The following is a 20,014-nucleotide window of genomic DNA, read 5'->3' as shown; positions in this document are numbered from 1 at the left end:
CTCACGACTCAACCAGCGCCGCGGGCTCGCTCGCGCACGGCGCCGCCGCCCACAACAGCCGCAGCGAAACGTGGCAGGCCGGCAGCGGCGCCGCGAAGCGGTGGCGCGTGGTCTTGACCGGATACAGCTCGCCCGCGCGGGCGCGCGCCACGATCGCGGCCGGCGTGACCTCGTAGCCGTCGCGCGTCGCGCTGACCGGCACGGTGTCGTAATCGAGCAGCAGCGCCGGAATCCGCGCGACCCGCAGCGCCAGCGCCGCGGCGAGCCGATGGTGGCCGTCCATCACCGTCAGGCTGCCGCGCTCGACCACGATCGGCACGCGCCAGATACCGCTCTCACGCATCGAATCGGCTAGCGCCGCCGCGTGTACCGGGTCGTGCAATTCGTGCGGCAGCAGCCGCGCCGGGTCCAGGAAGCGCAGCGGCAAGGCTCGCAGGGAAGTCATCACGATGGGGCTCCGAGGTAGATCCGCTCGGGATGCGGGTGGCTCAGGAAATCGTGGTGCGAGATGTGCCAGCCGTAGGCGCCGGCCAGCCGGAACACGATGCGATCGCCGACGCGCAGCCGCGCCACGCGCGCGTGCGCGGCGAGCACGTCCTTCGGCGTGCAGAGCTCGCCGCACAGGCTCAGCTCGCCGTCCTCCAGCTGCGGACGCGCGAATGTATAGGGCCACGCCTCGTTCGGCACCACGAAGAACGGATGATCGTGCTGCCACGACGCGGGCAGCCGGAAATGATGCGTGCCGCCGCGCAGCACCGCGAAATGGCGGCCGTGATTGCGCTTCAGGTCGATCACCTCGGTCACGTAGCAGCCGCAGTCGGCCGCCACGAAGCGCCCGCACTCGAACACGATCCGGCAGCCGGCGGCGGTGTCGGCCAGCAGCGCGCGCAGGCCGCGGCAGAACAGCGGCCAGTCGAACTCGCGGTCCGGGTTCGCGTAGTCCACCCCGATCCCGCCGCCCACGTTCAGCGTCTCGAGCACGAGCCCGTGGCGCTCGCGCAGCGCCGTTGCGAGCGTCAGGTAATGGCGCATCAGCGCCAGGTGCGAGGCGGCGTCCAGATTATTCGACAGTGCGTGCAGATGCAGCCCGACCAACTGCACGCCGGGCAGGCTCGCCGCCAGCGCGATCAGCGCCGGCACCTCGTCCTCGTCGATGCCGAACTGGGTTGGCCGGCCGCCCATCGTCAGCGTGCCGGTGGCCCCCGGGCCGCCGTCGTCGGCCGCGAACGGCTTCGGGTTCACGCGCAGCAGCACGCGCGCGCGGCTGCCATGCTCGCGCGCCACCGCATCGAGCCGGCGCAGCTGCAGCTCGCTCTCGACGTGGATCAACTCGACGCCGTGTTCGAGCGCGCCGCGCAGCTCGCGGTCGGTCTTGCCTGGGCCGCCGAACGCGATGCGCGCGGCGCCCACTGCCTCGCGCACGCGCTCGATCTCGCCGAGCGAGGCCACTTCGTAGCCGGCGACGGCGCCGGCAAGCGCGCCGAGCACCGGCGCGTCGCTGTTGGCCTTCACGGCATAGAACAGCTCGCAGCCGTCCGGCAGCGCCGCGACCAGCCGCGCGGCGCGGCGGCGCAAGTGGTCGAGGTCGTAGAGGTAGGCGCAGGCCGGCGACGGCGCCGCGGCCAGATAACGTTCGATGGATTCGCGATTCATGGCTGGGATGGGTTGAAGATCCGGTGATGGTGGTCGCAGGCCGCCGCGAACGCGCGGCGCGCGATGCCGCGATCGTCGCCGGCGATCACGAGCCGTGCGCCGGCGCGGCGCGCCGCCTCGATCTCGGCGTCGTCGCGTGGCAGCGCGACGGCCAGCTTGCCGGCCGCGCGCGCGCTCGCGTCGATCCGCGCGAGCGCCTCGCGCACTTCGGGCGCGCGGGTTCGCCAGGTCAGGCCGAGATCCTGGGACAAGTCCGCCGCGCCGCCGAGCAGCGCGTCGATGCCGTCCACGGCCGCGATCGCGTCGGCGGCGGCGAGGCCCGTGCGGTCCTCGATCATCGCGATCACCAGCGTGTCGGCATCGGCGCGCGCGGCGGCGGCGGCCAGGTCGTCACGGCCGAAGCGGCTCGCGGCGGTGGCGTTCAGGCCGCGCTGCCCGAGCGGCGCGTGGCGCGCGGCCCGCACCGCCTGCCCCGCCTCGTCGGCCGACTGCACGCGCGGCACGACGATGCCCTGCGCGCCCTGGTCGAGCACCGGCGCGATCTGCCAAGGCGCGGCCGGCCGCACCAGCGCCGCGATCCCGGCAGCGCGCGCCGCGAGCAGCATCGCCGCCAGCGTCGCGCCGTCGATCAGCGTGTGCTCGAGATCGACGATCACGAAATCGAAGCCGGCCGCCGCGATCAGCTCGACCGTCAGCGGCGCCGGCGTCGAGCAGAACAGGCCGAAGCAGGCCGCGCCGGACGGCTCGCGCAGCATGGCCTTCAGCGCGCGCGGCCCGGCCTCGACCACCGCTGGAAGCAGCGGCGCCGACGTCGACGGCAGGTTCGGCGCCGTCATACGCGCACCACCTGCGCGAGCGGATTCGGCGCCGCGCGCGTGCGCAGCCGGATCTCGGGCAGGAAGCGCCGGCTCGCCAGCAGCTCGATCTGCAGCGTCGGCGCGAAGCAGTCGAACAGCGCGAAGCGTTCGGCGAGTTCGGGATGCCGCGCCTGATGCTCGCGGATCGTGTCGGCCGCGATCGCCCAGAACGCCGCTTCGTCGAACCCGAGATGCCGCGCGAACGCCCAGGCGATCTCGGCGAGGTTGACGAACAGCAGCGCATCGCAGGTGAAGTCGCGCAGCTCGTCGGCGTCGTCGGTCTCGATGAACGAGTTCGGGTTCACGCTCGCGTGCTCGGCGGGCGGCGCGTCGAGCGCGGGCGGCGGCGTGGACAGCCAGCGCCGCGAGTAGCGCACGCCGTCGTGGAAGTCCTTCAGCGCGACGCGCTCGGGCAGCCCGTCCACCAGCAGCAGCACCATGTTCTGCGCATGCGATTCGAGCGCGGTGCCGTGCAGCCAGAGCAGGTGCAGCACCGGCAGCCAGGCACGCTCGATCAGGCGGCGCACCCAGGCCTGCACGCCGTGGCGCGCGACGGCGTCGGCCACCAGCAGGCGACCGTCGGCGTCGACGTGTGGCAGCGCCGTCATCGGCAGCGCCTGTTCGTCGTCGCGCCGGTGCGCATGGATGCTGTCGCGCCAGATGCAGGCGAACGCACCGTACTGGCCGGCCACCGGCGCGCCCGGCACGTAGCCGACGCCGGCCGTCTCCTTGAGGATCACCGGCCGCGCGAGCGGAGCAGGCCACGCGGTGTCGGCCACCAGCTGGTCGAGCCAGTCGCTGAGCGGCGCCGCGTTGCGCACCGTGTGCGGCGCGAGGACGCGCGAGGTCGAGGTGTTGACGAGATTCATCGCGAGCTTGATCGACGGCGCGAGCGGCCGGTCGACGTTGGCCAGCGTGCGGATCGACTGCTGCGGCCGGTAGCGGTCCTGCAGCGGCCCGACCGGCACCAGCTCGCGGCGCGCGCAGGCGGCATGGCAGCCGGCCTCGGCGATCGTCTCCCACTGCCACGGATGCATCGGCAGCGGCAGGTAGTCGTCCGGATCGAGGCCGAGCGTGGTCAGCCGCACCTCGAACGCGGCGCGTTCGGCCGGCGCCAGCAGGTTGCGCGGATCGCACCCGGCCACCGCGCGGCCGGCGGCCCAGCGGCAGACGTCGCGGCGCGCCGCGATCAGCAGCGGCGCGACGCCGGTCGAGCACTCGGGCGCGTAGCGCTGGTTGTCGGCCAGCGTGAAGCCGAGCCGCGACTTGTAGCCGGGGTGATACGGATGCGCGCCGGTCAGGCCGGCCTCGACCTCGTCGTAGTCCTTGCCGCGCAGCAGCCGGCCCTGGCGGGCCAGGCGCGTCTGCGCGTCCTTCATGTGAGTGGCCAGCAGCTCGGCCGCGAACTGCGCGAGCCGCGCCGGCTCGGCCGCCAGCTGCCCGGCCAGCTCGGCGACCACGCACGCCGCGTCGGTGGCGGGCGCCTCGCCGCCGCCGGCGCGGCGCAGCACCGGCGAGACGATCCGCAGCCGCGCGAACGACGCGCTGCGCAGCACGCGGCAATGATAGGCGACCGGCTCGCCGTGAGCGTCGGTCGCGGCGATCGTCAGCGTGTCGCCCTCGCGGCGCGCGAGCGGCAGGCGTTCCTCGAACAGCAGCGCCTCCAGCAGCTGGCGCACCACGCGCACGGCTGCGTCGCGATAAGCGTCGCTGTGGACCAGCGTGTCGAATTCGGCGAGTGTCATGCGCGCACCTCCGTGCCGAACAGCGGGTTCGGGATCTCGACCCAGGCCGGCAGTTCGCCGTGGCGGCCGAAGCAGCTCGACATGTTGGCCTTGGCCGGCAGCGTCGGGCGCTGCCCGAGGTCGTCCAGCAGCGCGACCAGTTCGGGCTCGCGCGTGGCCGCCCAGACCTCGGCCGTGAGGCGCCAGAGCGCGGCCTCGTCGCCGTACCCAGCGCGCGCCACGCTCGCGATCAGATGCCCGACCTGATTGACCAGCACGTAGTAGCAGAAGCGCTTCCACGCCTCAGCCTCTTCATAGAGCGCGGGGCTGGCGGCGTCGAGCAGCGCCGGCTGCCGGCAGCGCGCCCGGCTGAGGCTCGCGCCTTCCATGTCGCGCACGTAGCCGCGCGCGGGCCAGCCGCCGCGAAACGCCACCAGCGCGTTCTGCAGATGCGCCTCCAGGCTCACGCCCTCGCAGGCGAACAGCCGCAGCAGCGGCAGCAGCATCACGTCGAGATAGGCGGTCCACCAACTCGCGAGCCGCGCACGCGACGGCGCCGCGCCGAGCGCCTCGCGCAGCAGCGCGGCCAGCGGCGTGGCGCCGTCCGGGCGCTCCTCCAGCACGCTGGCCAGCACGCGCGCGTGGTCGCCGAGATCGTCGCGCATCGGCTCGCGATGGATCACGAGGCTGCTCGCGCGCAGCGCGGCGTCGGCCGTCGCGAGCGAGGCTCGGCCGGTGTCGAGCAGGATCTCGAAGCCCGGCGTGGCGCGGTAGCGGCGCGGCAGCGCGGCCAGATAGCGGCTCGCGTCGAGCGCGCGCGCCGCCTGCTCGGGCGGGTTGTTGCGCACGAAATTGGTGATCCGCACGTCGAGCGGCAGCTTGAGGAAGCGCCGCTGCTTCGGCAGCCAGACGGTGCGCACCGACGAAGTGGGCCACGCCGGCTCGCCCATCGGCCCGAGCGAGACGAGGTCGCCCGACTTCAGCAGCGCCTTCACCTCGTCGTGGCCGAGCAGGAACGCGGCCTGCCACGGATGGCTCGGCAGCAGCCGGTATTCGCTGTCGCCGAGCAGCGCCGCCGCGGCGCGCATCGCCTCGGGATCGATCGGCGGCTGCGCGGCGTCGATCGTCGCCGCGTCGAGGCAGCGCGACGCGACCGCGAAGTAATGCAGCCGGAACGCCGCGCCGCGTTCGGGCGCGTAGGCGGCCACGTCGTCGTCGCTGAAGCCGCTCGACGATTTCGAACTCACATGGAACACATGGCCGAAACGCAGCGACTGCTCGGCCTCGACGAACGGCGTGCGCGGCACCGCGCCCGCAGCGCCGCGCGAGCCGTCGTGCGAGTCCGGCGCCTCGCGATGGAAGCCGCGCACGCGCTCGATGCTGTCGTGCATCAGCGCCGCGAACTGCGCGGGCCAGCCGGCTGCATCGAGCCCGGCGCGGTGCGCGAGCGCGCGCGCGATGCGCGTGGCGAACGCCTCCGGCCCGTCGAACGGCTGCACGCCGCGCCCGGGCGTCCAGCCGAACGCGTGCGGCGCGAGCCGGTGGAAGCCGATCGCCGAATGATGGGCGAGCGCGACGAACACCGCGCCGCCATCGTGCGGGAACGTCACGCCGGCCACCACGAAGCCGGCCTCACGCCAGCCGCGCGCGATCGCGCGGGCCGCGTCGTCGGGCAGCTGCGCGTCGCTCACGCGCGGGTCGAAGCGGCCCGTCTCGCGGCAATAGGTATTGAAATACTGTTCGAGCAGCCGCGCGTCGAGCGGCGCGAGCCGATGGCGTTCGGCGCCGGTGGCGAGCGCCGGCGGGTGGACTGCATCGTGCGCGGACGGAGCGCGCGGCAGGGTAAGGGATGACATGGCGATCACCTGGGTTCGGTCACGGAGGAAAAGGACACGGCCGCGCCGCGATGCGCGATGCCGGCCGCGGCGACGAACATCGCCGCGGTCAGCCACAGCGTCGCGGCGGGGCCGAGCAGCGGCAGCAGCGCGAGCACCGCGAACGGGCCGAACAGCTGGCCCAGCACCATCGCGCTGCGGGCGGTCACGGTCACGCGCCCTTGCAGCGCGACTGGTGCCGCGCGGCTGCATACCAGCAACATCGATTGCGCGAGCGCCGCGTAGGCGGCGCCCTGCATGATCCGCAGCAGCGCGATCAGCCAGAGCGAGGCCGCGAACGGCATCAGCGCCAGCGCGAGCGCGCACAGCAGCGCGCCGGCCACGAAGTGGCGGGCCGGATCGCGCCGGTCGTTGCGCGCGCCCCAGAACGGCCCGGCCGCCAGCGTCGCGCACCAGCCGAGCGCGTGCAGCAGGCCGACCGTGCTCGCCAGCTCGGCGCGGCCGGCGAAGCGCGCGTCGATGAACAGCGCGAACACGTTGACGAGCGCGAACGCGCCGGCCTGCGTCAGGCTGCCGGCCAGCACCCAGCGGCGAAAGCCGCGGTCGGCGAACAGCGCCTGGCGCGCGGCGCGGTTGGCCGCCGAGGCGGCGCGATGGTCGCCGCCGGCGGCCTCGCGGGCCGGCTCGCGCAGCGTCAGCGCGAGCGCCGCGGTGGCGAGGCCGGTGCCGCACGCCACCGCGTAGAGCAGTGGGCGCACCGACCAGAGGTCCTGCAGGATGCCGCCGAGCGCGGGGCCGGCCAGCGCGCCGGCGGCCACCGCCGACTCCTGCCAGCCGAGCGCGCGCCCGCGCGTGGCGGCATCGCTGACGCGCGCGAGATAGGCGGTGACGATCACGCTCACGGTGCTCGCGCCCTGCGCGACGCGGCCCGCGACGAACAGCGCCGGGTGCCGCGCCGAGGCCATCGCGAGCAGGCTCGCGACGAACAGTGCGAGCGCCAGCAGCAGCGCGCGCCGGTAGCCGTAGCGCTCACACCAGCCGGCCGAGAACGGCGCCGCCGCCAGCGCGCCGACACCGGGCGCGGCGAGCGCGATGCTGGTCCAGCGCGCGACATCGGCCAGCGAGGCGTCCGCGCCAAGCAGGCCGCGGATGAAGAACGGCATGATCGGCACCAGCACCATCAGCCCGAGTGTGATCACGCCCTGGCAGGCCACCAGCGTGACGACGGCCGGACCGGTTCGGGCGCTCATCGCGGCGCGTCCGCGCGGGCTGCCGCGAGATGCAGCGGATTGCCGATCGCGCCGAGCCCGCTCGGCATGCCGGTGCCGACCGACGCGCGGCCCGCGAGCGGCATCACGAGCTGCTTGAACGGCCAGGCGTCACGTTCGAACAGCGCCTCGGCCACGCGTACGCCGAGCGCGGTGGTGGAGGCGTCGGCTCCGTCGCTCTCATCGAACACGCGTGCCACGCTCTCGCGCAGCGCGTCATGCACGGTCCGCCAGCCGGCCGCCTCGCCATCGCCCTCGTCGCCGTCGGTATCGACATCGGCAAGCGCGGCGAGGATCGCGTAGAGGTTCACGCCGACCGCCAGCGTCTGGAAGTAGGCGAGCAGTTCGAGCGGATCGTCGAGGATCAGCGTGTTCGGCGAGCCGCGATCGATCACGTAGTCAGGCGTCGCGATGCCGGCCTCGCGCATCCGCGCCGGACAGACCCGCAGCGTGTCGTGATCGCGTAGCACGATGCCGGTCGCGCCGTCGGCACCGATTCGCAGCACCACGTTCTGGCCGTGCAGCTCGGGCATCACGCCATACCGCAGGCAGCGCAGGCCGAGTTCGATCACGAGCCCGGCGATGCGCGCGAACGTGGCGCGGCGCGCCTCGCGCGAAGCGGGCCGCGCGCCGGCCGCGGCGTCGAGCGCCGGCAGCCGGCCGTCCGAGGTACACACCGCCAGCGCGGCCATCGGCAGCAGCCAGTTGTCGCCGTCCGCGTCGGGATAGCGGCGCAGCAGGCAACCGAGATCGCCGCGTTCGGCGATCAGCGTGGCCTCGTCGTGCGGCGCCGGCGTCGCGCCGAGCACCCACCACGCGCTTTCGTCGCACCAGCGCAGATGCGCGCCGAGCCACCGGTCGCGCTCGGCGAGCGTGCGCAGGCAGCGCTGCGCCAGCTCGCCGTTGTGCTGATAGCGCGGCGGCAGCACGCGCTCGGCGCCGAGCGCCTGCACGCCGAGCGCGAGCTTCAGATGCAGCGACGGCGCGCGCGCCACGCCGAGCGAACGCAGCGACGCGGTCGGCGTGCCGGTGCCGGGGCCGGCGCCGAGATCGACGCAGCCGTCGAGCAGCGCCGGTTGCCGCCGCCGCAGTTGCGCGATCTGCCATGGATGCACGGGCAGCCACAGCGCGTCGGCATCGGCGCCCGCTTCTCGCGCGCGGTAAGCCAGCGTGGCGAACTCATGCGCATCGAGCAGGGCATGCGCGCAGGGCTGCCGTTCGGCATCGTCGGCGCCCTCCAGGCCGCCCGCCGTGCCGGCGATGACGCGCCCACGCGGCACGGCGAGCCAGTGCCACGCCACCGGCTGGCCGCTCTCCACGTCGAACGCGTCGCCGGGCTCGCCGGGCCAGACCTTGGCGCGCGCGAACGGATGGAACGGACGATCGCGCAGGCAGCACAGCGCCTCCCATGCCAGCAGCGCACGCGGCGCCGCGTCGAGGCGCGCGAGCCAGCGCGCCTCGGCCGCGAGCGTGCGCGCGAACTGGCGCCGCGCGTCGCGCAGCAGGCCGCCCAGCGGACGCGCCAGCGCGGGCCACCAGGCCGCGCTCTGCAGATGATCGAGCGTGGCGTCCGCGTCGAGCGGCACGGCGCTCGCATCCGCCTCACCCACCAGAGTCACGGCTTGCTCCGGCGCAAGCCGCAACGGCCGCCAGCCTTCCACGCGCCGCCCGCGCCAGACCAGCACGCGGCCGTCACCGAGCGGCACGGCCAGCGAAGCCGGCGCGGCCTCGGCCGAGCAGCGCGCGCGCTCGCGAAAGCCGTGCGGATTCTCCATCCACAGCGCGTCGAACAGATCCTGCGCGAGCCGCCGCCCGGCTTCGTCAGCGAACCGCGCCGCCGAAGCCACATCAGCCAGGTCGGTCTCGCACCACGCGTCGGCAATCGCCGCCGTCATGACAGCGCGAGCCGCGTGCCCACGCCCTGCTGCAGCGCGAGCCGGTGGAAGTGGCGCGCGCAGACCATGTCGTCGAGCGCCATGCCCATCGGATTGAGCAGGATGATCTCGTCGTCGTTCTCGCGGCCCGGCCGTTCGCCGATCACGATCTCGCCGAGTTCGGCATGCAGCCGCTCGCGCGAGAAGCGCCCTTCGAGCACGAGCTGGTTGATGATCTTCTTCTCGCGGTTCGACTGATCCCAGTCGTCCACCACCACCTTCTCCACGCGCTCGTACACATCCTTGTGGACGTCCATGATCGAGACGTTGCAGACGAACGTGCCGCGCGCGAGCCAGTCGTACTCGAGATACGGCGCATCGGCGACGGTGCAGGTCACCACCACCGGCGCGCCGCGCACGGCCCGCTCGGCGCTCGGCGCTTCCTCGCAGGCCACCTGCGGGAAGCGCGCGGTGAGCTGGCGCGAGAACTCGCGCATCGCGTCGGCCGACAGGTCGAACACGCGCACGCGGCGGATCGAATCGAACTGCTCGAGCAGCGTCTGGATCTGCATCCGCGCGATCGGCCCGCAGCCGATGCAGGCCACCTCGTCGAAGCCGCGGCGCGCGAGATGGCGCGTGGCGACGGCGCTGATCGCGGCGGTGCGCATGCCGCTGATCAGCCCGCCTTCCATGATCGCCACCGGATAGTTGGTGTCCGGATCGTTCAGCACGATCACCGCGCTCGCGCGTTCGAGGCCGTAGCGCGCCGGGTTGTGCTGGCGGCTGCCGATCCACTTGAGGCCGGCCACCGGATCGTCGCCGCCGACGTAGCACGGCATCGCGATGATGCGATCGGCGATATGGTCGGCGCCGGGCCAGCGCAGGTAGGGCTTGAGCGGCTGCACGAAGGCGCGCCGCGCGTGCAGCGCGAGGCCCTCGACGATCGCCTCGACGTAGGGCTGCGAACGGTCGCCGCCGAGCGCGACGATGTCTTGCCGGCCGAGATAGAGCAGGCCGGTTTCGGATTGGGTCTGGGTCATGATGATCTCAGTGGATCGCGGCGGAGCGGGAAACAGAGGACGAGGAGGACACGGACGCGGCGGCCTGCAGCACGGCCGGCGCCGGCGCGGCTTGACGCGCGGCCGCGACACGCGCGAGCCAGGCATCGTCGTAGACGGTGTCGAGATAGCGCTCGCCGCGATCGGGCAACAGCGTGACGATGCGCGGCGGGCGCGCGGCACGCGCCAGCAGCCGCTCGATCGCCACCACCACCGCGCCCGACGAGCCGCCCGCGAAAATCCCCTCGGCCGCGAGCAGGCGCCGGCAGCCGAGCGCGGCGTCGTAGTCGTCGACGTGGATCACGTCGTCGATGTCGTCGCGGCACAGCAGCTCGGGCACGCGGCTCGCGCCGATGCCGGGCAACTCGCGCGGGCCGGGCTTCGCGCCGAACAGCACCGAGCCCACCGCGTCGACGCCCACCACGCGCAGCTTCGGCCACGCCTCGCGCAAGCGCCGCGCGAGGCCGAGGATGGTGCCCGAGGTGCTGACGCCGAGCACCAGCAGGTCGGCCGGCTCGCCGAGCGCGCGCGCGATCTCCGTGCCCTCGCCGTGGTAATGGCTCTCCCAGTTGCGCGGGTTGCCGTACTGGTTGATCCACACCGAGCCGGGATCGGCGGCGAGCAGCTCGCGCACGCGCGCGATGCGCGTCTCCAGGTAGCCGCCCTGGCTGTCGCGCGTCGTCACGCGTTCGATGCCGGCGCCGTAGGCGCGCAGGATCTGCAGGTTGGTGGAGGAAATCTTCGGGTCCACCACGGCCGTGAAGCGCAGCCCCTTCACGCGGCACACCATCGCCAGCGCGATCGCCAGGTTGCCCGACGAACTCTCGACGATGTGCGCGCCCGGCGCGATGGTGCCGTCGGCCAGCCCGCGCTCGACGATGTAGCGCGCCGGGCGGTCCTTGATGCTGCCGGCCGGGTTCAGCATCTCCAGCTTCGCGAACACCTGGCCGCGCGTGCCGGTCAGGCGGTCGAGCCGCACCAGCGGCGTGGCGCCGATGCAGTCGACGATATCGTTGCCGATCATCCTTGCCTCCTGTTGAGGATAACTAATCATGAAAATGAGATTGCGTCTCATTCCATATCAAAATGGCAAGGCGCCCTCCGGCGCCCGGCCGGATTACCAGCGATGCGTGTAGCTCGCGCTCAGCACGGCGCCGGCCGCGGGCAGCCGGCTGGTGTTGTTGCTGTTGCGCATCAGCTGGCTGTAGAGCGGCAGGTAATAGCGGTTCAGCAGGTTCTCCACGCCCATCGTCAGCTTGTCCTGCTTCGTCACCTGCCAGGTGGACATCAGGTCGAGCGTCGTGTAGCTGCTCGTGTCGAGGCGGCCGAAGCCGATCTTGCCGTTGAGCCGATAGTCGCGCGCCGCGTAGAACGTGCCCTGCAGGCGCGTGTTCCAGTGCGGCGTCGGGCGGTATTCGATGTAGGCGGTGAGCTTGAGCGGCGGAATCCGGTAGCCCGTCATGTCCTGGTAGTTCGGGCTGCCCTGCGGCCGCTCGCGGCCCTGCATGTAGGTCGCGCTGCCGCCCAGGCCCCACTTCTCGCTGACCGACAGGTAATCGACGCTGGCCTCCACGCCGGCGATGCGCTCGGCGGTGCGCGTCAGGATCAGCCCGTTGTTGAAGCTCTGCACGTCGCCGAGTTCGGAGGTCGTGTAGAACAGCGCGAGCGTGCCGTCGGCCTGGTTGCCGAGATTGCCGCGCCAGCCCACCTCGTAGTTGTTGGTCTTCACCGGCTCGAGGCTCGACGAATCGAGATTGAAGCCGGCCGTCGCGTTGCGCAACTGCAGGCCCACGTCGGGCAGCTGGAAGCCCTGGCTGAACGAGGCGTAGACCTCCTGCCCCGGCACCGGCGCATACGAGACGCCGGCGTTGAACAGCCACGAGCCGAAGCCGGTCGAGCCGCCCGGCACGCGGTACGGGTTGGCCACGCGCAGCTGCGAGAGCGGCGTGAAATCGTCGAAGCTCGCGCTCGCGTGCTCGTAGCGCAGGCCCGCCTCGGCCGACCATTTGTCGTTGAACTTGTGCTGCAGCTGCGCGAACGCGCCGATGCTGCGCGTGGTCAGCGGCGGCAGGTACATCAGGCGCCCGGTCTTCTGGTAGACGAGGCCGCCGCTCGCGTCGTAGGGGCCGGGCGCGAAGATGTCGTCCGGCATGTCGCTGCGTTCCTGGTTGAAGTCGGCGCCCCACAGCAGCTTGGTGCGCTTGGCCGAGTCGAGCGGCGTGGTGATCGTCAGGCGGCTGCCGAACACGGTCGAGTCTTGCATCACCTGGTCGATGTTGTTGCCGCGCGTGGCCACGGCGCGCGCGTCGAACGGGGCGAAGCGCGTGAAGTAGTCGCGATAGTAGAACTGCGTCGACACGGTGCTGCCGAACACGTCCTTGTTCTCGTACTGCAGGTTCAGGATGGTGTTGCGGATGCGGTTCTGGTCGGCCAGCTGCAGGCCGTCGATCGGCCGCGCGACGGCGGTGCCGGGCGCGAGCTTCGCCACCGACGGATCGCTGCCCACGTGCGTGTCCTGCTTCGCGTCGTAGTGGCTCAGCGAGAACACGATGCGCTGGTTCGCGTCGATCCGCGCGCCGAGCTTGCCGCCCACGCTGTAGATGTCGGAGTCGAACAGGTCGCCCTGGCTCGGTTCGGGCGCGATGCGGTGGCCGCGCGCGTCATACGAGCTGCCCACGCGCTGGCCGCTGACGTTGAACTCGTAGTCGAGCGGCCCGTGGCTGCCGCTGAAGAACTGCTGCAGCGTGCCGCCGAGCCCGCCGCTGCCCAGATGCGAGAGCGGCGTCTCCATCGAGAAGGTGGTTTCCGCGCGCGGCGCGCCGCCCGCCGGCCGCGTCGTGACCGAGACGATGCCGCCCGTCGCGCCGCTGCCGTAGATCGCGTTGCTGCCGCGCAGCACCTCCACCTTCTCGATGTCGTTCGGATCGATGTTGGCGAGGTTGCGCGCCGAGTCGCGGTTGGTGTTGAGCGGCACGCCGTCCACCAGCACCAGCACGTTACGCCCGCGCAGCGTCTGGCCGTAGTCGGTGATCGTGTGGCTGGAATCCGCGAAGCCCGGCACGGCCTTGCTGAGCGCCGTGGCGAGCGTGTTCGAGCCGGCCTGCAGCTGCTCGAGCTGGGCGCGGTCGATCACGGTGGTCTGCCGCGTGGGCCGCACGAGGTCGCTGCGGGTGCGGTCGGTGGAGACCTCCACGGCCGCCAGCTCGGTGGCGTGCGCGGGCTCGGCCGCCGCGCCCGGGGCGCCGGTTCCGGAGGCCCCGGCCGGTGCCTTGTCGATCGTGAAGGTGTCGGCCGCCGTCGCGTTGGCGCGCAGCCCCGAGCCGGCCAGCATCCGCGCCAGCGCCGCGGCGGGCGTCATCGGCCCCTGCACGGCCCGGCTCGTGTGCCCCTCGGCCAGCGACGGCGCGAACAGCAGCTGCGTGCCCGACTGCCGCGCGAACGCGTTGAGCGCGCGGTCGAGCCGCTGCGCCGGGATGTCGAAGCTCGATACCGCGCCCTGCCCCCATGCGGCGGCCGACACGCAGCCGCTCGCCACCGCCGCCGATACCCATCGTCCGACTGCCTGCCGCCCCCCCCTGAAACCCATGCTGCCACTCCTCGTTATCGGTGATTGAACACGTTCTAAGAGGGTTGCCGAAACGGCAAACGGATTTGTTGACGTCCCCGCGAAAATATTTTTTCGCGAGGCGGGCGGGAGGGATCAGCGGCGGGGGAACAGCGGCAGGAGATCAGGCTGGGATCAGGCAGGAACCGGCGGCGGGGAGTCAGCGGTGCGCGATCAGCACCGCGCCGTCGGCGGCGCGCGTGACGTGGACGGGCAGCACGCGCGGCAGCAGGTCGAGCAGCGTCTCGACGTTGCCGCTGTTGAACTGGCCCGACAACTTCAGCGCCGCGGCGTCGGGCGCGACGCGGATCGGCGCGGCGCGGTAGCGCTGCAGCTCGGCGGCGGCGGTGCGCAGCGGCACGGCGTCGAACGAGAGGCGCCCTTGCACCCAGGCCAGCGCATCGGCGGGCAGCGCGTGCGGATCGCCGAGCCGGCCGCCGTTGGCGTCGAGCGCCTGCCCGGCATCGAGCCGGCGCGCCGGCTGGCCGGCCAGCGCTACCTCGACGGCGCCCGAGGACACGCCCACCTGCGTGAGCGCCGCGTCGCGGCGCACCGTGAACGCGGTGCCGATGTCGCGGATCTGCAGCGCGCCCGCGCGCGTCATCAGCGGGCGCAGCGCCTCGTGCGCCACCTCGACGTAAGCCTCGCCGCGCTCGACCGACAGGCGCCGCGAATGCAGCCGCGATTCGAAGTACACCGCGGAATCGGTATTGAGCACGAGCCGCGTGCCGTCGGCCAGCCGCCGGTCGAGATGGCCGCCGACGGGCGTACTGACCTGCTCGACGCGCCAGGCCGGATCGGCCTGCCAGGCGAACGCGCCGAGCACGGCGCACAGTGCCGTGCCGCCGATCGCGCGCCGCACGCCGCGCCGGCGCGCGGCACGGCGCCGTATCGCATCGAGCGGATAACGCTCGCGCAGCGAGCCGACGTAGTCGCGCAAGGCGTCATCGCCGGCTTCGCGGAGATCGGGACTGCGGGAATGCTCAGGCTGCATCGTGATTCGACGTCGCGGCTCGCAACGGGTGTTGAAGGACCGGCGCCAGCGCGACCATCGCGCGGGCGAGATGTTTGGCGACCATGTTACGCGAAATGCGCAGCTCGGCAGCCACTTCGTCCTGCGAGAGGTCGTGCAGCTTGTGGAGAATGAAGACCTCGCGACACCGGGCGGGCAGATCGTCGATGATCCGTTCGAGTTCGCGGACTGTCTGCTGGTAGGTCAAGAATTGCTCCCCGTCGACGTCGTCCGAACGCAGGTCCGGCACGGCGAAGCCGGTCAGATCGACCGACGCGGCATGGGCCTCGTCGCCACGCCAGCGATCGATCGCGCGATGGATCGACAGATGCCGCAGGAATGCGAGCGGCGTGCGGATGCTCTCGACCGGCGGACGCTGCAGCAGCTGCACGCAGACGTCCTGCACGACGTCCCGTGCGAACGCGCGATCGCCGAAACGATGGCGAACATGATTGACGAGGTCGTCGTAGTGTTTGATCAGCGTACCGATCAGCGATGAATCGGCGGCGTCGCGGGGCAGGCCTGTCACGTTCAGCGGAGAGCGAGAGCCGCCCGTTATCGAGAATAATTCTCATTATTGATGCGCCTGCCGAGGCTGTCAACGGTCTGTCATTTTGCCGACGGCTTGATGCCGCCGGCGGCGATCCGGCCGGGGCGGCCGGATCGGGAACGGCATGGGACGGCGCGGTGCCGCGCGGCCGTCAGTGGTGGGCATAGACGCCGCCGCGCGAGTCGGCGAGGTGCGCGACCATGCTGCCGCCCTGGGTGGAGGCGGCCGGCACGTAGCCATAGCCCGAGGTGTCGCGCGCGGCGCCCGGTCGGGCGTTCAGCTTCGCTTCGGCGGCCTGGATGTCGTTCGGGTAGTTATTCGAATTGCGTGCCGGCTGGTAGCCCGCCTGTTCGACGCGGACCAGCTCGGCGCGCACGTCGCCGCGCGAGGTCAGGTGCGTGACGTCGGCATACGCGACGCCGCTCAGCATGGCGACGGCCGAGGCGGCCAGCAGCGGGGTAAACAGCGAGACGAGAAGCTTCTTCATGATGGGGACTCCTGATGATTAGGTCATAAAAAAAGAAACCGAACGTCGTTGACGTCCAATGCCAATCATCCGGGTTCGCGGTTAAGTCGACCTTAACAGCCGACGCGGCGCTGCCCGTCGTCGAAAAAAATGCAACCGTAAGCCTTGCTTAAGCCAGGTGGAAGCACAGTAGCGCCGCGATCCATTCCGGGTCGCGCGCCACTCGTGGAGACCACCGTGAATTCGACCCGATCGATTCGATCGATCCGCCCCGATGAGCCCGGCCGCATGCTGAACAAGGTGCCGCCCGTCACGCTCGCGTTCTGGCTGATCAAGATCCTGACCACCACCGTCGGCGAGACCGGCGCCGACTATCTCGCGGTCCACGTCGGGCTCGGCACCGCCGCGACCGGCGCGATCATGCTGCTCCTGCTCGCCGCCGCGCTGTTCGCGCAGTTCCGCGCGCGCCGCTACGAGCCGTGGCGCTACTGGCTCGCCGTGGTGCTGGTCAGCGTGGTGGGCACCCAGCTCACCGACGCGCTGACGGACGGCCTGCACGTGAGCCTCTACGCGAGCAGTGCCGGCTTCGCGCTGGCGCTGGCCGCCGCGTTCGTGCTCTGGTACCGGCGCGAGGGCACGCTGTCGTTCGAGACGATCGTCACGACGCGCCGCGAGGCGTTCTACTGGATCGCGATCCTGCTGACGTTCACGCTCGGCACCGCCGCCGGCGATCTCGCGACCGAGGCGCTCGGGATGGGCTTCCGGCTCGGCACGGTCGCCTGCGCCGTGCTGATCGGGCTGATCGCCGTGGCCGCGCGGTTCGGCCTGTCGCGCGTGTTCGCGTTCTGGGCCGCCTACGTGCTGACGCGCCCGCTCGGCGCGTCGCTCGGCGACCTGCTCTCGCAGGCGCGCGAGTACGGCGGGCTCGGGCTCGGCACGGTCTACACGAGCCTCGCGTTCCTGGTCGTGATCGTGCTGCTGGTGGGCGCGCTCGACGTTGCCGGCCGGCGCGCGCAGCGGCCCGGTGCCTCGGCCTGATTCCTGATTCCTGATTACTGATTCCTGATATGTGCTGCGCGCGGCCGGCCCTCGGGCTGGCGCGCCGACGCGCCGCTCGTGGCGGGTTCACCACGCCTGCATCGTGTTTTCGCCGTTTTTTCGTCGTGTTTTTAACGGCCCGGCCGCGCCCGCCGCTTCATGGCGGCACGGCCGGCCACCGCCTTCGTCACCGCGGCCGGCGTTCCGGCCATTCGTTCCTGAGGAGATTCATCATGTCGATCCAGATTGCCTCGCAGCCGCTGCGGCGCCTGCTGTCCCGCGCGAGCCTGGCCGCGCTGCTCTCGTGCGGCGCGCTCGCCGCGCTGCAACTCGTCCCCGGCGCGCCCGCCCCGATCGGCGCCGCCGAAGCCGCGCCCTCGAAGCTCGGCGACCTGTCGCGCTTTCGCGCGATCGCTGCCGACACCGCGAAACGCGTCGACGCGGGCAAGCTCGACGACGCGAAGACGCGCATCAAGGATCTCGAAACCCGTTGGGATGACGCCGAGCCGTCGCTGAAGCCGCGCGCGGCGGCCGACTGGCACCGCGTGGACGACGCGATCGATCGCGCGCTGTCCGCGCTGCGGGCGTCCCGGCCCAACGCCGCCACCTGCCGGCAGGCACTCGCCGAGCTGCTCGCGGTGATCGACAAGACCAGCAGCGGCAGTTGAGCCGCTGCCGCGCGTGCATAAAAAAAGACCCGGCCGGGTGGGGCCGGGTCGAAACCGAGTGAACAGGGAACGGCAGTCTGGGTATCCCGCTCCCCGACACTCCGCATGGTTGGGTTCGCGTGCGACGCGTCGGACGCAAGGATGCGCCGGGCGGCCTTAACGGAACGTTAACGATGACGATTCGCTGACACCGCGCCGCCTCGTGGAGCCCCGCCCGTTGGCCCGATCGACCATGACCCTGTTTTTCGGCCAAGTCTGGCGCGCCACGCTTGCGCGCTTCGCACGCGGCACGCCGGCCGCCAGCGCCGAACGCCGAACGCCGTCACCCCGCCCGCTCATGAAGCCATCCCCGTTGCGCCGTCTGCTCGCCCCCGCCGTCTGTCTCGTCGCGCTGCTGGCCCCGGCCGCCGTCCCGGCCAGCACGCCGCGCCCGGCCGACGCGAGGCCGGGCGGCCCGGTGGACTTCGTGATCGCCGTCGCCACGCACGATCTGGCCAATGCACGCGAGGGCCAGCCGCACGGCCTCGAGTACGCCGACGACGAGACCGGGCTGCGGCTCGCGGCGGCGATCCGCGAATGGTTCACGGGCGGCGGCGACCACGGCCTGCATCTGGCGCCGGCCGACCGGGCCACGCTGTTCGCGCTCTACTGGTCCGCGCGGCAGATGCCGGCCGGCTCGCCGTGTTTCCGCGACGCCGACGGCGACGCCTGCGAACCGGAACTCGCGCGCTGGATGGGCGAGGTGCGCGGCGACGCGCCCGCCTTCCTCGCCGCCTACCGCCGCGCCCAGCGTTCGTTGAACCTGCCGCCGCTGCCGGACCCGCATCAGACGCTGCAGCCCGCGAACCCCTGAGTCACGGCGCGGGGCACCGCGCCGGCCGCAGCCCCGCGTCCATCTCCCATGCCGTCATGGCGGCACGCACGCGGCATCGCCTGCCGCCGAGCCCATGAGCGGATCGATGCCATCCCCGCCATCGCACCGCCGCCCTCGCAAAAGTCTTCATGAGGGCCGACTGCAACCAGCATTCGATGTAGCGCCGCGCAGGCAGGCATTGTCATGCCCGCATGCCGCATTGCGCCCGCGTTGTTTGCCGACAGCCGATCCGCAACGGAATAATCAAGAGCGACAAGCCATGAATCCCCTTGATGGGCCTTGGCAGTTGGTGAAGCACATCCTCGTCGACGACCGTGAAATCGCCGCCGCGCGCGCCTATTGCATGTCGTTGATCGATATGGCGGCCCGCCCCGCCGCGCTGATTGCCTATCACGAAAGCGACGAAACGGGACAACGCCTGGTACGCGTCGAACGTTTCGTCGAGGATTTTTCCGAACGCACCGGCATCGATCTACAGGCCCGCTGCCGGGCATCCGCTCAGGATTTACTCGGGCGCTCGTGCAAGCTTTTCAAGGACAAGATCAATTTCCGCCATCCGGGATCGCCCGGCTTCCGGGCCCATCAGGATGCCGCCGCCGGTTGGGACCGCTATGCCTCGGAGTACGCGACCGTTGCCGCGCTGATCGAGGCGTCGCGGCCCGAAACCGGCGGCTTTGAAATGGCCGGCGGGCCATCGCCCGACCACCTGTACCCGAATCAGAACGGACAGCTCGACGATGGGCTGTTCGCGTCATTGCAACCCCGGCCGCTTCACGTCGATGCCGGCGACGGGCTGCTGTTCGACGGTCGCGCGCCGCACCGGACCTGCGCCAATCTTTCGCCATATGTCATCGCCCATCTGTTCCTCACGTTCAATGGCGCGCACGAGGGCGACTTTCGCGAGCGCTATTACTCGGACAAGATCGCTGGCATGACATCGCAGGGCGACGGCTTCGCCTTTCGCCTGTTCGATTTCGGCCGGCAGGGGGCCATGCAATGACACGCTCGATCGGCCAGATCCGGGTCGAGTTCCTCGATCCGGGGCAACGCCCGGACATCGTCTACCGGGCCCTGGAGCCGGCGCGATCGGCCAGGGAAACCCGTCGCTTCCAGCGCGTCATGCTGCTGTCTCCCGGCGCCATTCTCTATCGCGGTGACCTGCCGCGCTGCACCTATCCGCTCGGGCTCGGCTACCTCGGCGCGAACCTCGAGCGCAACGGCTACGACGTCAGCATCCTCGACTGCCTGGCCGAAGGCTATGAGCTCTTCGCAGTCTCCTCGACCTACGACATTGTCGGCGAGGACGACCTGGAAGCCGCGGGCGTCAACGGGGTGATCTATGCGAACCACCTGCTGCGCGCCGCGTATCCGGCCATGGCGCGCGCGGCCGAATCGATCCTGCGGCACGGCCGCGCCCACGAATGCGCAAGCGCGGCGGCGAGCCTGCACGACATCCTGTCGATGGTGGCGGGCGGCGCCGACGCGTACGCCGGCACCGTCCCCGGGGACGGGATGTCCGGCCGCGCGGCGTGA

Annotated in this window: 18 protein-coding genes; 5 read left to right on the top strand and 13 right to left on the bottom strand. The window is 71.7% G+C overall.

Annotation, left to right across the window (positions count from 1 at the left end; translation table 11 throughout):
• Nucleotide 1: 1 nt before the first annotated feature.
• The 13 genes from bpln_RS20305 to bpln_RS20245 all read right to left on the bottom strand — a co-directional run bounded on the left by bpln_RS20305 (nt 2) and on the right by bpln_RS20245 (nt 15,922).
• Nucleotides 2–448, bottom strand: a complete 447-nt coding sequence (locus bpln_RS20305; protein WP_148654103.1) for a ParB N-terminal domain-containing protein — start codon at nt 446–448, stop codon at nt 2–4.
• Nucleotides 445–1,653, bottom strand: coding sequence for a type III PLP-dependent enzyme (locus tag bpln_RS20300; RefSeq protein ID WP_055139816.1), 1,209 nt, complete (start codon nt 1,651–1,653; stop codon nt 445–447). Before bpln_RS20300 ends, bpln_RS20305 begins: the two co-directional genes overlap by 4 nt.
• On the bottom strand, nt 1,650–2,489 hold the full coding sequence (locus tag bpln_RS20295; RefSeq protein WP_082465373.1) for an HpcH/HpaI aldolase family protein: 840 nt from the start codon (nt 2,487–2,489) through the stop codon (nt 1,650–1,652). The genes bpln_RS20300 and bpln_RS20295 overlap by 4 nt, the downstream gene beginning before the upstream one ends.
• Complete coding sequence (locus bpln_RS20290; protein WP_055139815.1) at nt 2,486–4,255, bottom strand: IucA/IucC family protein; 1,770 nt, start codon at nt 4,253–4,255, stop codon at nt 2,486–2,488. Before bpln_RS20290 ends, bpln_RS20295 begins: the two co-directional genes overlap by 4 nt.
• Nucleotides 4,252–6,090: an IucA/IucC family protein gene (locus bpln_RS20285; RefSeq protein WP_082465514.1), complete on the bottom strand. Its 1,839-nt coding sequence runs from the start codon at nt 6,088–6,090 to the stop codon at nt 4,252–4,254. The genes bpln_RS20290 and bpln_RS20285 overlap by 4 nt, the downstream gene beginning before the upstream one ends.
• Before the next feature lie 5 nt (nt 6,091–6,095).
• A complete protein-coding gene (locus bpln_RS20280) occupies nt 6,096–7,319 on the bottom strand; it encodes an MFS transporter (protein ID WP_055139814.1) in 1,224 nt (407 codons plus the stop codon).
• Complete coding sequence (locus bpln_RS20275; protein ID WP_055139813.1) at nt 7,316–9,232, bottom strand: IucA/IucC family protein; 1,917 nt, start codon at nt 9,230–9,232, stop codon at nt 7,316–7,318. Before bpln_RS20275 ends, bpln_RS20280 begins: the two co-directional genes overlap by 4 nt.
• Nucleotides 9,229–10,251 (bottom strand): 2,3-diaminopropionate biosynthesis protein SbnB, encoded by a 1,023-nt coding sequence (gene sbnB / locus bpln_RS20270; protein ID WP_055139812.1) that lies wholly within the window; start codon nt 10,249–10,251, stop codon nt 9,229–9,231. Before sbnB ends, bpln_RS20275 begins: the two co-directional genes overlap by 4 nt.
• A gap of 7 nt (nt 10,252–10,258) precedes the next feature.
• Nucleotides 10,259–11,293 (bottom strand): 2,3-diaminopropionate biosynthesis protein SbnA, encoded by a 1,035-nt coding sequence (gene sbnA / locus bpln_RS20265; protein WP_055139811.1) that lies wholly within the window; start codon nt 11,291–11,293, stop codon nt 10,259–10,261.
• Between the two features lie 93 nt (nt 11,294–11,386).
• Nucleotides 11,387–13,855 carry a TonB-dependent receptor gene (locus bpln_RS20260; protein ID WP_055139810.1) on the bottom strand — a complete coding sequence of 823 codons (2,469 nt, stop codon included), beginning with the start codon at nt 13,853–13,855 and terminating at the stop codon, nt 11,387–11,389.
• 178 nt (nt 13,856–14,033) lie between these two features.
• Complete coding sequence (locus tag bpln_RS20255) at nt 14,034–14,813, bottom strand: FecR family protein (RefSeq protein WP_063891356.1); 780 nt, start codon at nt 14,811–14,813, stop codon at nt 14,034–14,036.
• A 43-nt stretch (nt 14,814–14,856) separates the two neighbouring features.
• Entirely contained in the window at nt 14,857–15,414 is a 558-nt protein-coding gene (locus bpln_RS20250) for an RNA polymerase sigma factor (protein WP_244132013.1), read from the bottom strand.
• A 172-nt stretch (nt 15,415–15,586) separates the two neighbouring features.
• Nucleotides 15,587–15,922: a DUF4148 domain-containing protein gene (locus tag bpln_RS20245; RefSeq protein ID WP_055139808.1), complete on the bottom strand. Its 336-nt coding sequence runs from the start codon at nt 15,920–15,922 to the stop codon at nt 15,587–15,589.
• Between the two features lie 267 nt (nt 15,923–16,189).
• Here bpln_RS20245 and bpln_RS20240 point away from each other — a divergent pair, with 267 nt between their 5' ends.
• The 5 genes from bpln_RS20240 to bpln_RS37415 all read left to right on the top strand — a co-directional run bounded on the left by bpln_RS20240 (nt 16,190) and on the right by bpln_RS37415 (nt 20,014).
• Complete coding sequence (locus tag bpln_RS20240) at nt 16,190–16,939, top strand: COG4705 family protein (protein WP_055139807.1); 750 nt, start codon at nt 16,190–16,192, stop codon at nt 16,937–16,939.
• A gap of 233 nt (nt 16,940–17,172) precedes the next feature.
• Nucleotides 17,173–17,607: a histidine kinase gene (locus tag bpln_RS20235; RefSeq protein WP_148654102.1), complete on the top strand. Its 435-nt coding sequence runs from the start codon at nt 17,173–17,175 to the stop codon at nt 17,605–17,607.
• 337 nt (nt 17,608–17,944) lie between these two features.
• Nucleotides 17,945–18,460: a hypothetical protein gene (locus bpln_RS20230; protein ID WP_148654101.1), complete on the top strand. Its 516-nt coding sequence runs from the start codon at nt 17,945–17,947 to the stop codon at nt 18,458–18,460.
• Nucleotides 18,461–18,740: 280 nt separating this feature from the next.
• Entirely contained in the window at nt 18,741–19,481 is a 741-nt protein-coding gene (locus tag bpln_RS20225) for a phytanoyl-CoA dioxygenase family protein (protein WP_158512047.1), read from the top strand.
• Nucleotides 19,478–20,014, top strand: a complete 537-nt coding sequence (locus bpln_RS37415) for a beta/alpha barrel domain-containing protein (RefSeq protein WP_055139804.1) — start codon at nt 19,478–19,480, stop codon at nt 20,012–20,014. The genes bpln_RS20225 and bpln_RS37415 overlap by 4 nt, the downstream gene beginning before the upstream one ends.

It is taken from the genome of Burkholderia plantarii, from assembly GCF_001411805.1.
Classification (GTDB): Bacteria; Pseudomonadota; Gammaproteobacteria; order Burkholderiales; family Burkholderiaceae; genus Burkholderia; species Burkholderia plantarii.
Note: the sequence above shows the minus strand (reverse complement) of the source record. Positions and strands in the feature narration are given on the sequence as shown.

What these genes read in the sequence shown, in the direction of transcription:
- bpln_RS20300 (WP_055139816.1), bottom strand. Translation starts at nt 1,653, where the DNA reads ATGAATCGCGAATCCATCGAACGTTATCTGGCCGCGGCGCCGTCGCCG.
- bpln_RS20295 (WP_082465373.1), bottom strand. Translation starts at nt 2,489, where the DNA reads ATGACGGCGCCGAACCTGCCGTCGACGTCGGCGCCGCTGCTTCCAGCG.
- bpln_RS20290 (WP_055139815.1), bottom strand. Translation starts at nt 4,255, where the DNA reads ATGACACTCGCCGAATTCGACACGCTGGTCCACAGCGACGCTTATCGC.
- bpln_RS20285 (WP_082465514.1), bottom strand. Translation starts at nt 6,090, where the DNA reads ATGTCATCCCTTACCCTGCCGCGCGCTCCGTCCGCGCACGATGCAGTC.
- bpln_RS20280 (WP_055139814.1), bottom strand. Translation starts at nt 7,319, where the DNA reads ATGAGCGCCCGAACCGGTCCGGCCGTCGTCACGCTGGTGGCCTGCCAG.
- bpln_RS20275 (WP_055139813.1), bottom strand. Translation starts at nt 9,232, where the DNA reads ATGACGGCGGCGATTGCCGACGCGTGGTGCGAGACCGACCTGGCTGAT.
- sbnB (WP_055139812.1), bottom strand. Translation starts at nt 10,251, where the DNA reads ATGACCCAGACCCAATCCGAAACCGGCCTGCTCTATCTCGGCCGGCAA.
- sbnA (WP_055139811.1), bottom strand. Translation starts at nt 11,293, where the DNA reads ATGATCGGCAACGATATCGTCGACTGCATCGGCGCCACGCCGCTGGTG.
- bpln_RS20260 (WP_055139810.1), bottom strand. Translation starts at nt 13,855, where the DNA reads ATGGGTTTCAGGGGGGGGCGGCAGGCAGTCGGACGATGGGTATCGGCG.
- bpln_RS20245 (WP_055139808.1), bottom strand. Translation starts at nt 15,922, where the DNA reads ATGAAGAAGCTTCTCGTCTCGCTGTTTACCCCGCTGCTGGCCGCCTCG.
- bpln_RS20240 (WP_055139807.1), top strand. Translation starts at nt 16,190, where the DNA reads ATGCTGAACAAGGTGCCGCCCGTCACGCTCGCGTTCTGGCTGATCAAG.
- bpln_RS20235 (WP_148654102.1), top strand. Translation starts at nt 17,173, where the DNA reads ATGTCGATCCAGATTGCCTCGCAGCCGCTGCGGCGCCTGCTGTCCCGC.
- bpln_RS20230 (WP_148654101.1), top strand. Translation starts at nt 17,945, where the DNA reads ATGAAGCCATCCCCGTTGCGCCGTCTGCTCGCCCCCGCCGTCTGTCTC.
- bpln_RS20225 (WP_158512047.1), top strand. Translation starts at nt 18,741, where the DNA reads ATGAATCCCCTTGATGGGCCTTGGCAGTTGGTGAAGCACATCCTCGTC.
- bpln_RS37415 (WP_055139804.1), top strand. Translation starts at nt 19,478, where the DNA reads ATGACACGCTCGATCGGCCAGATCCGGGTCGAGTTCCTCGATCCGGGG.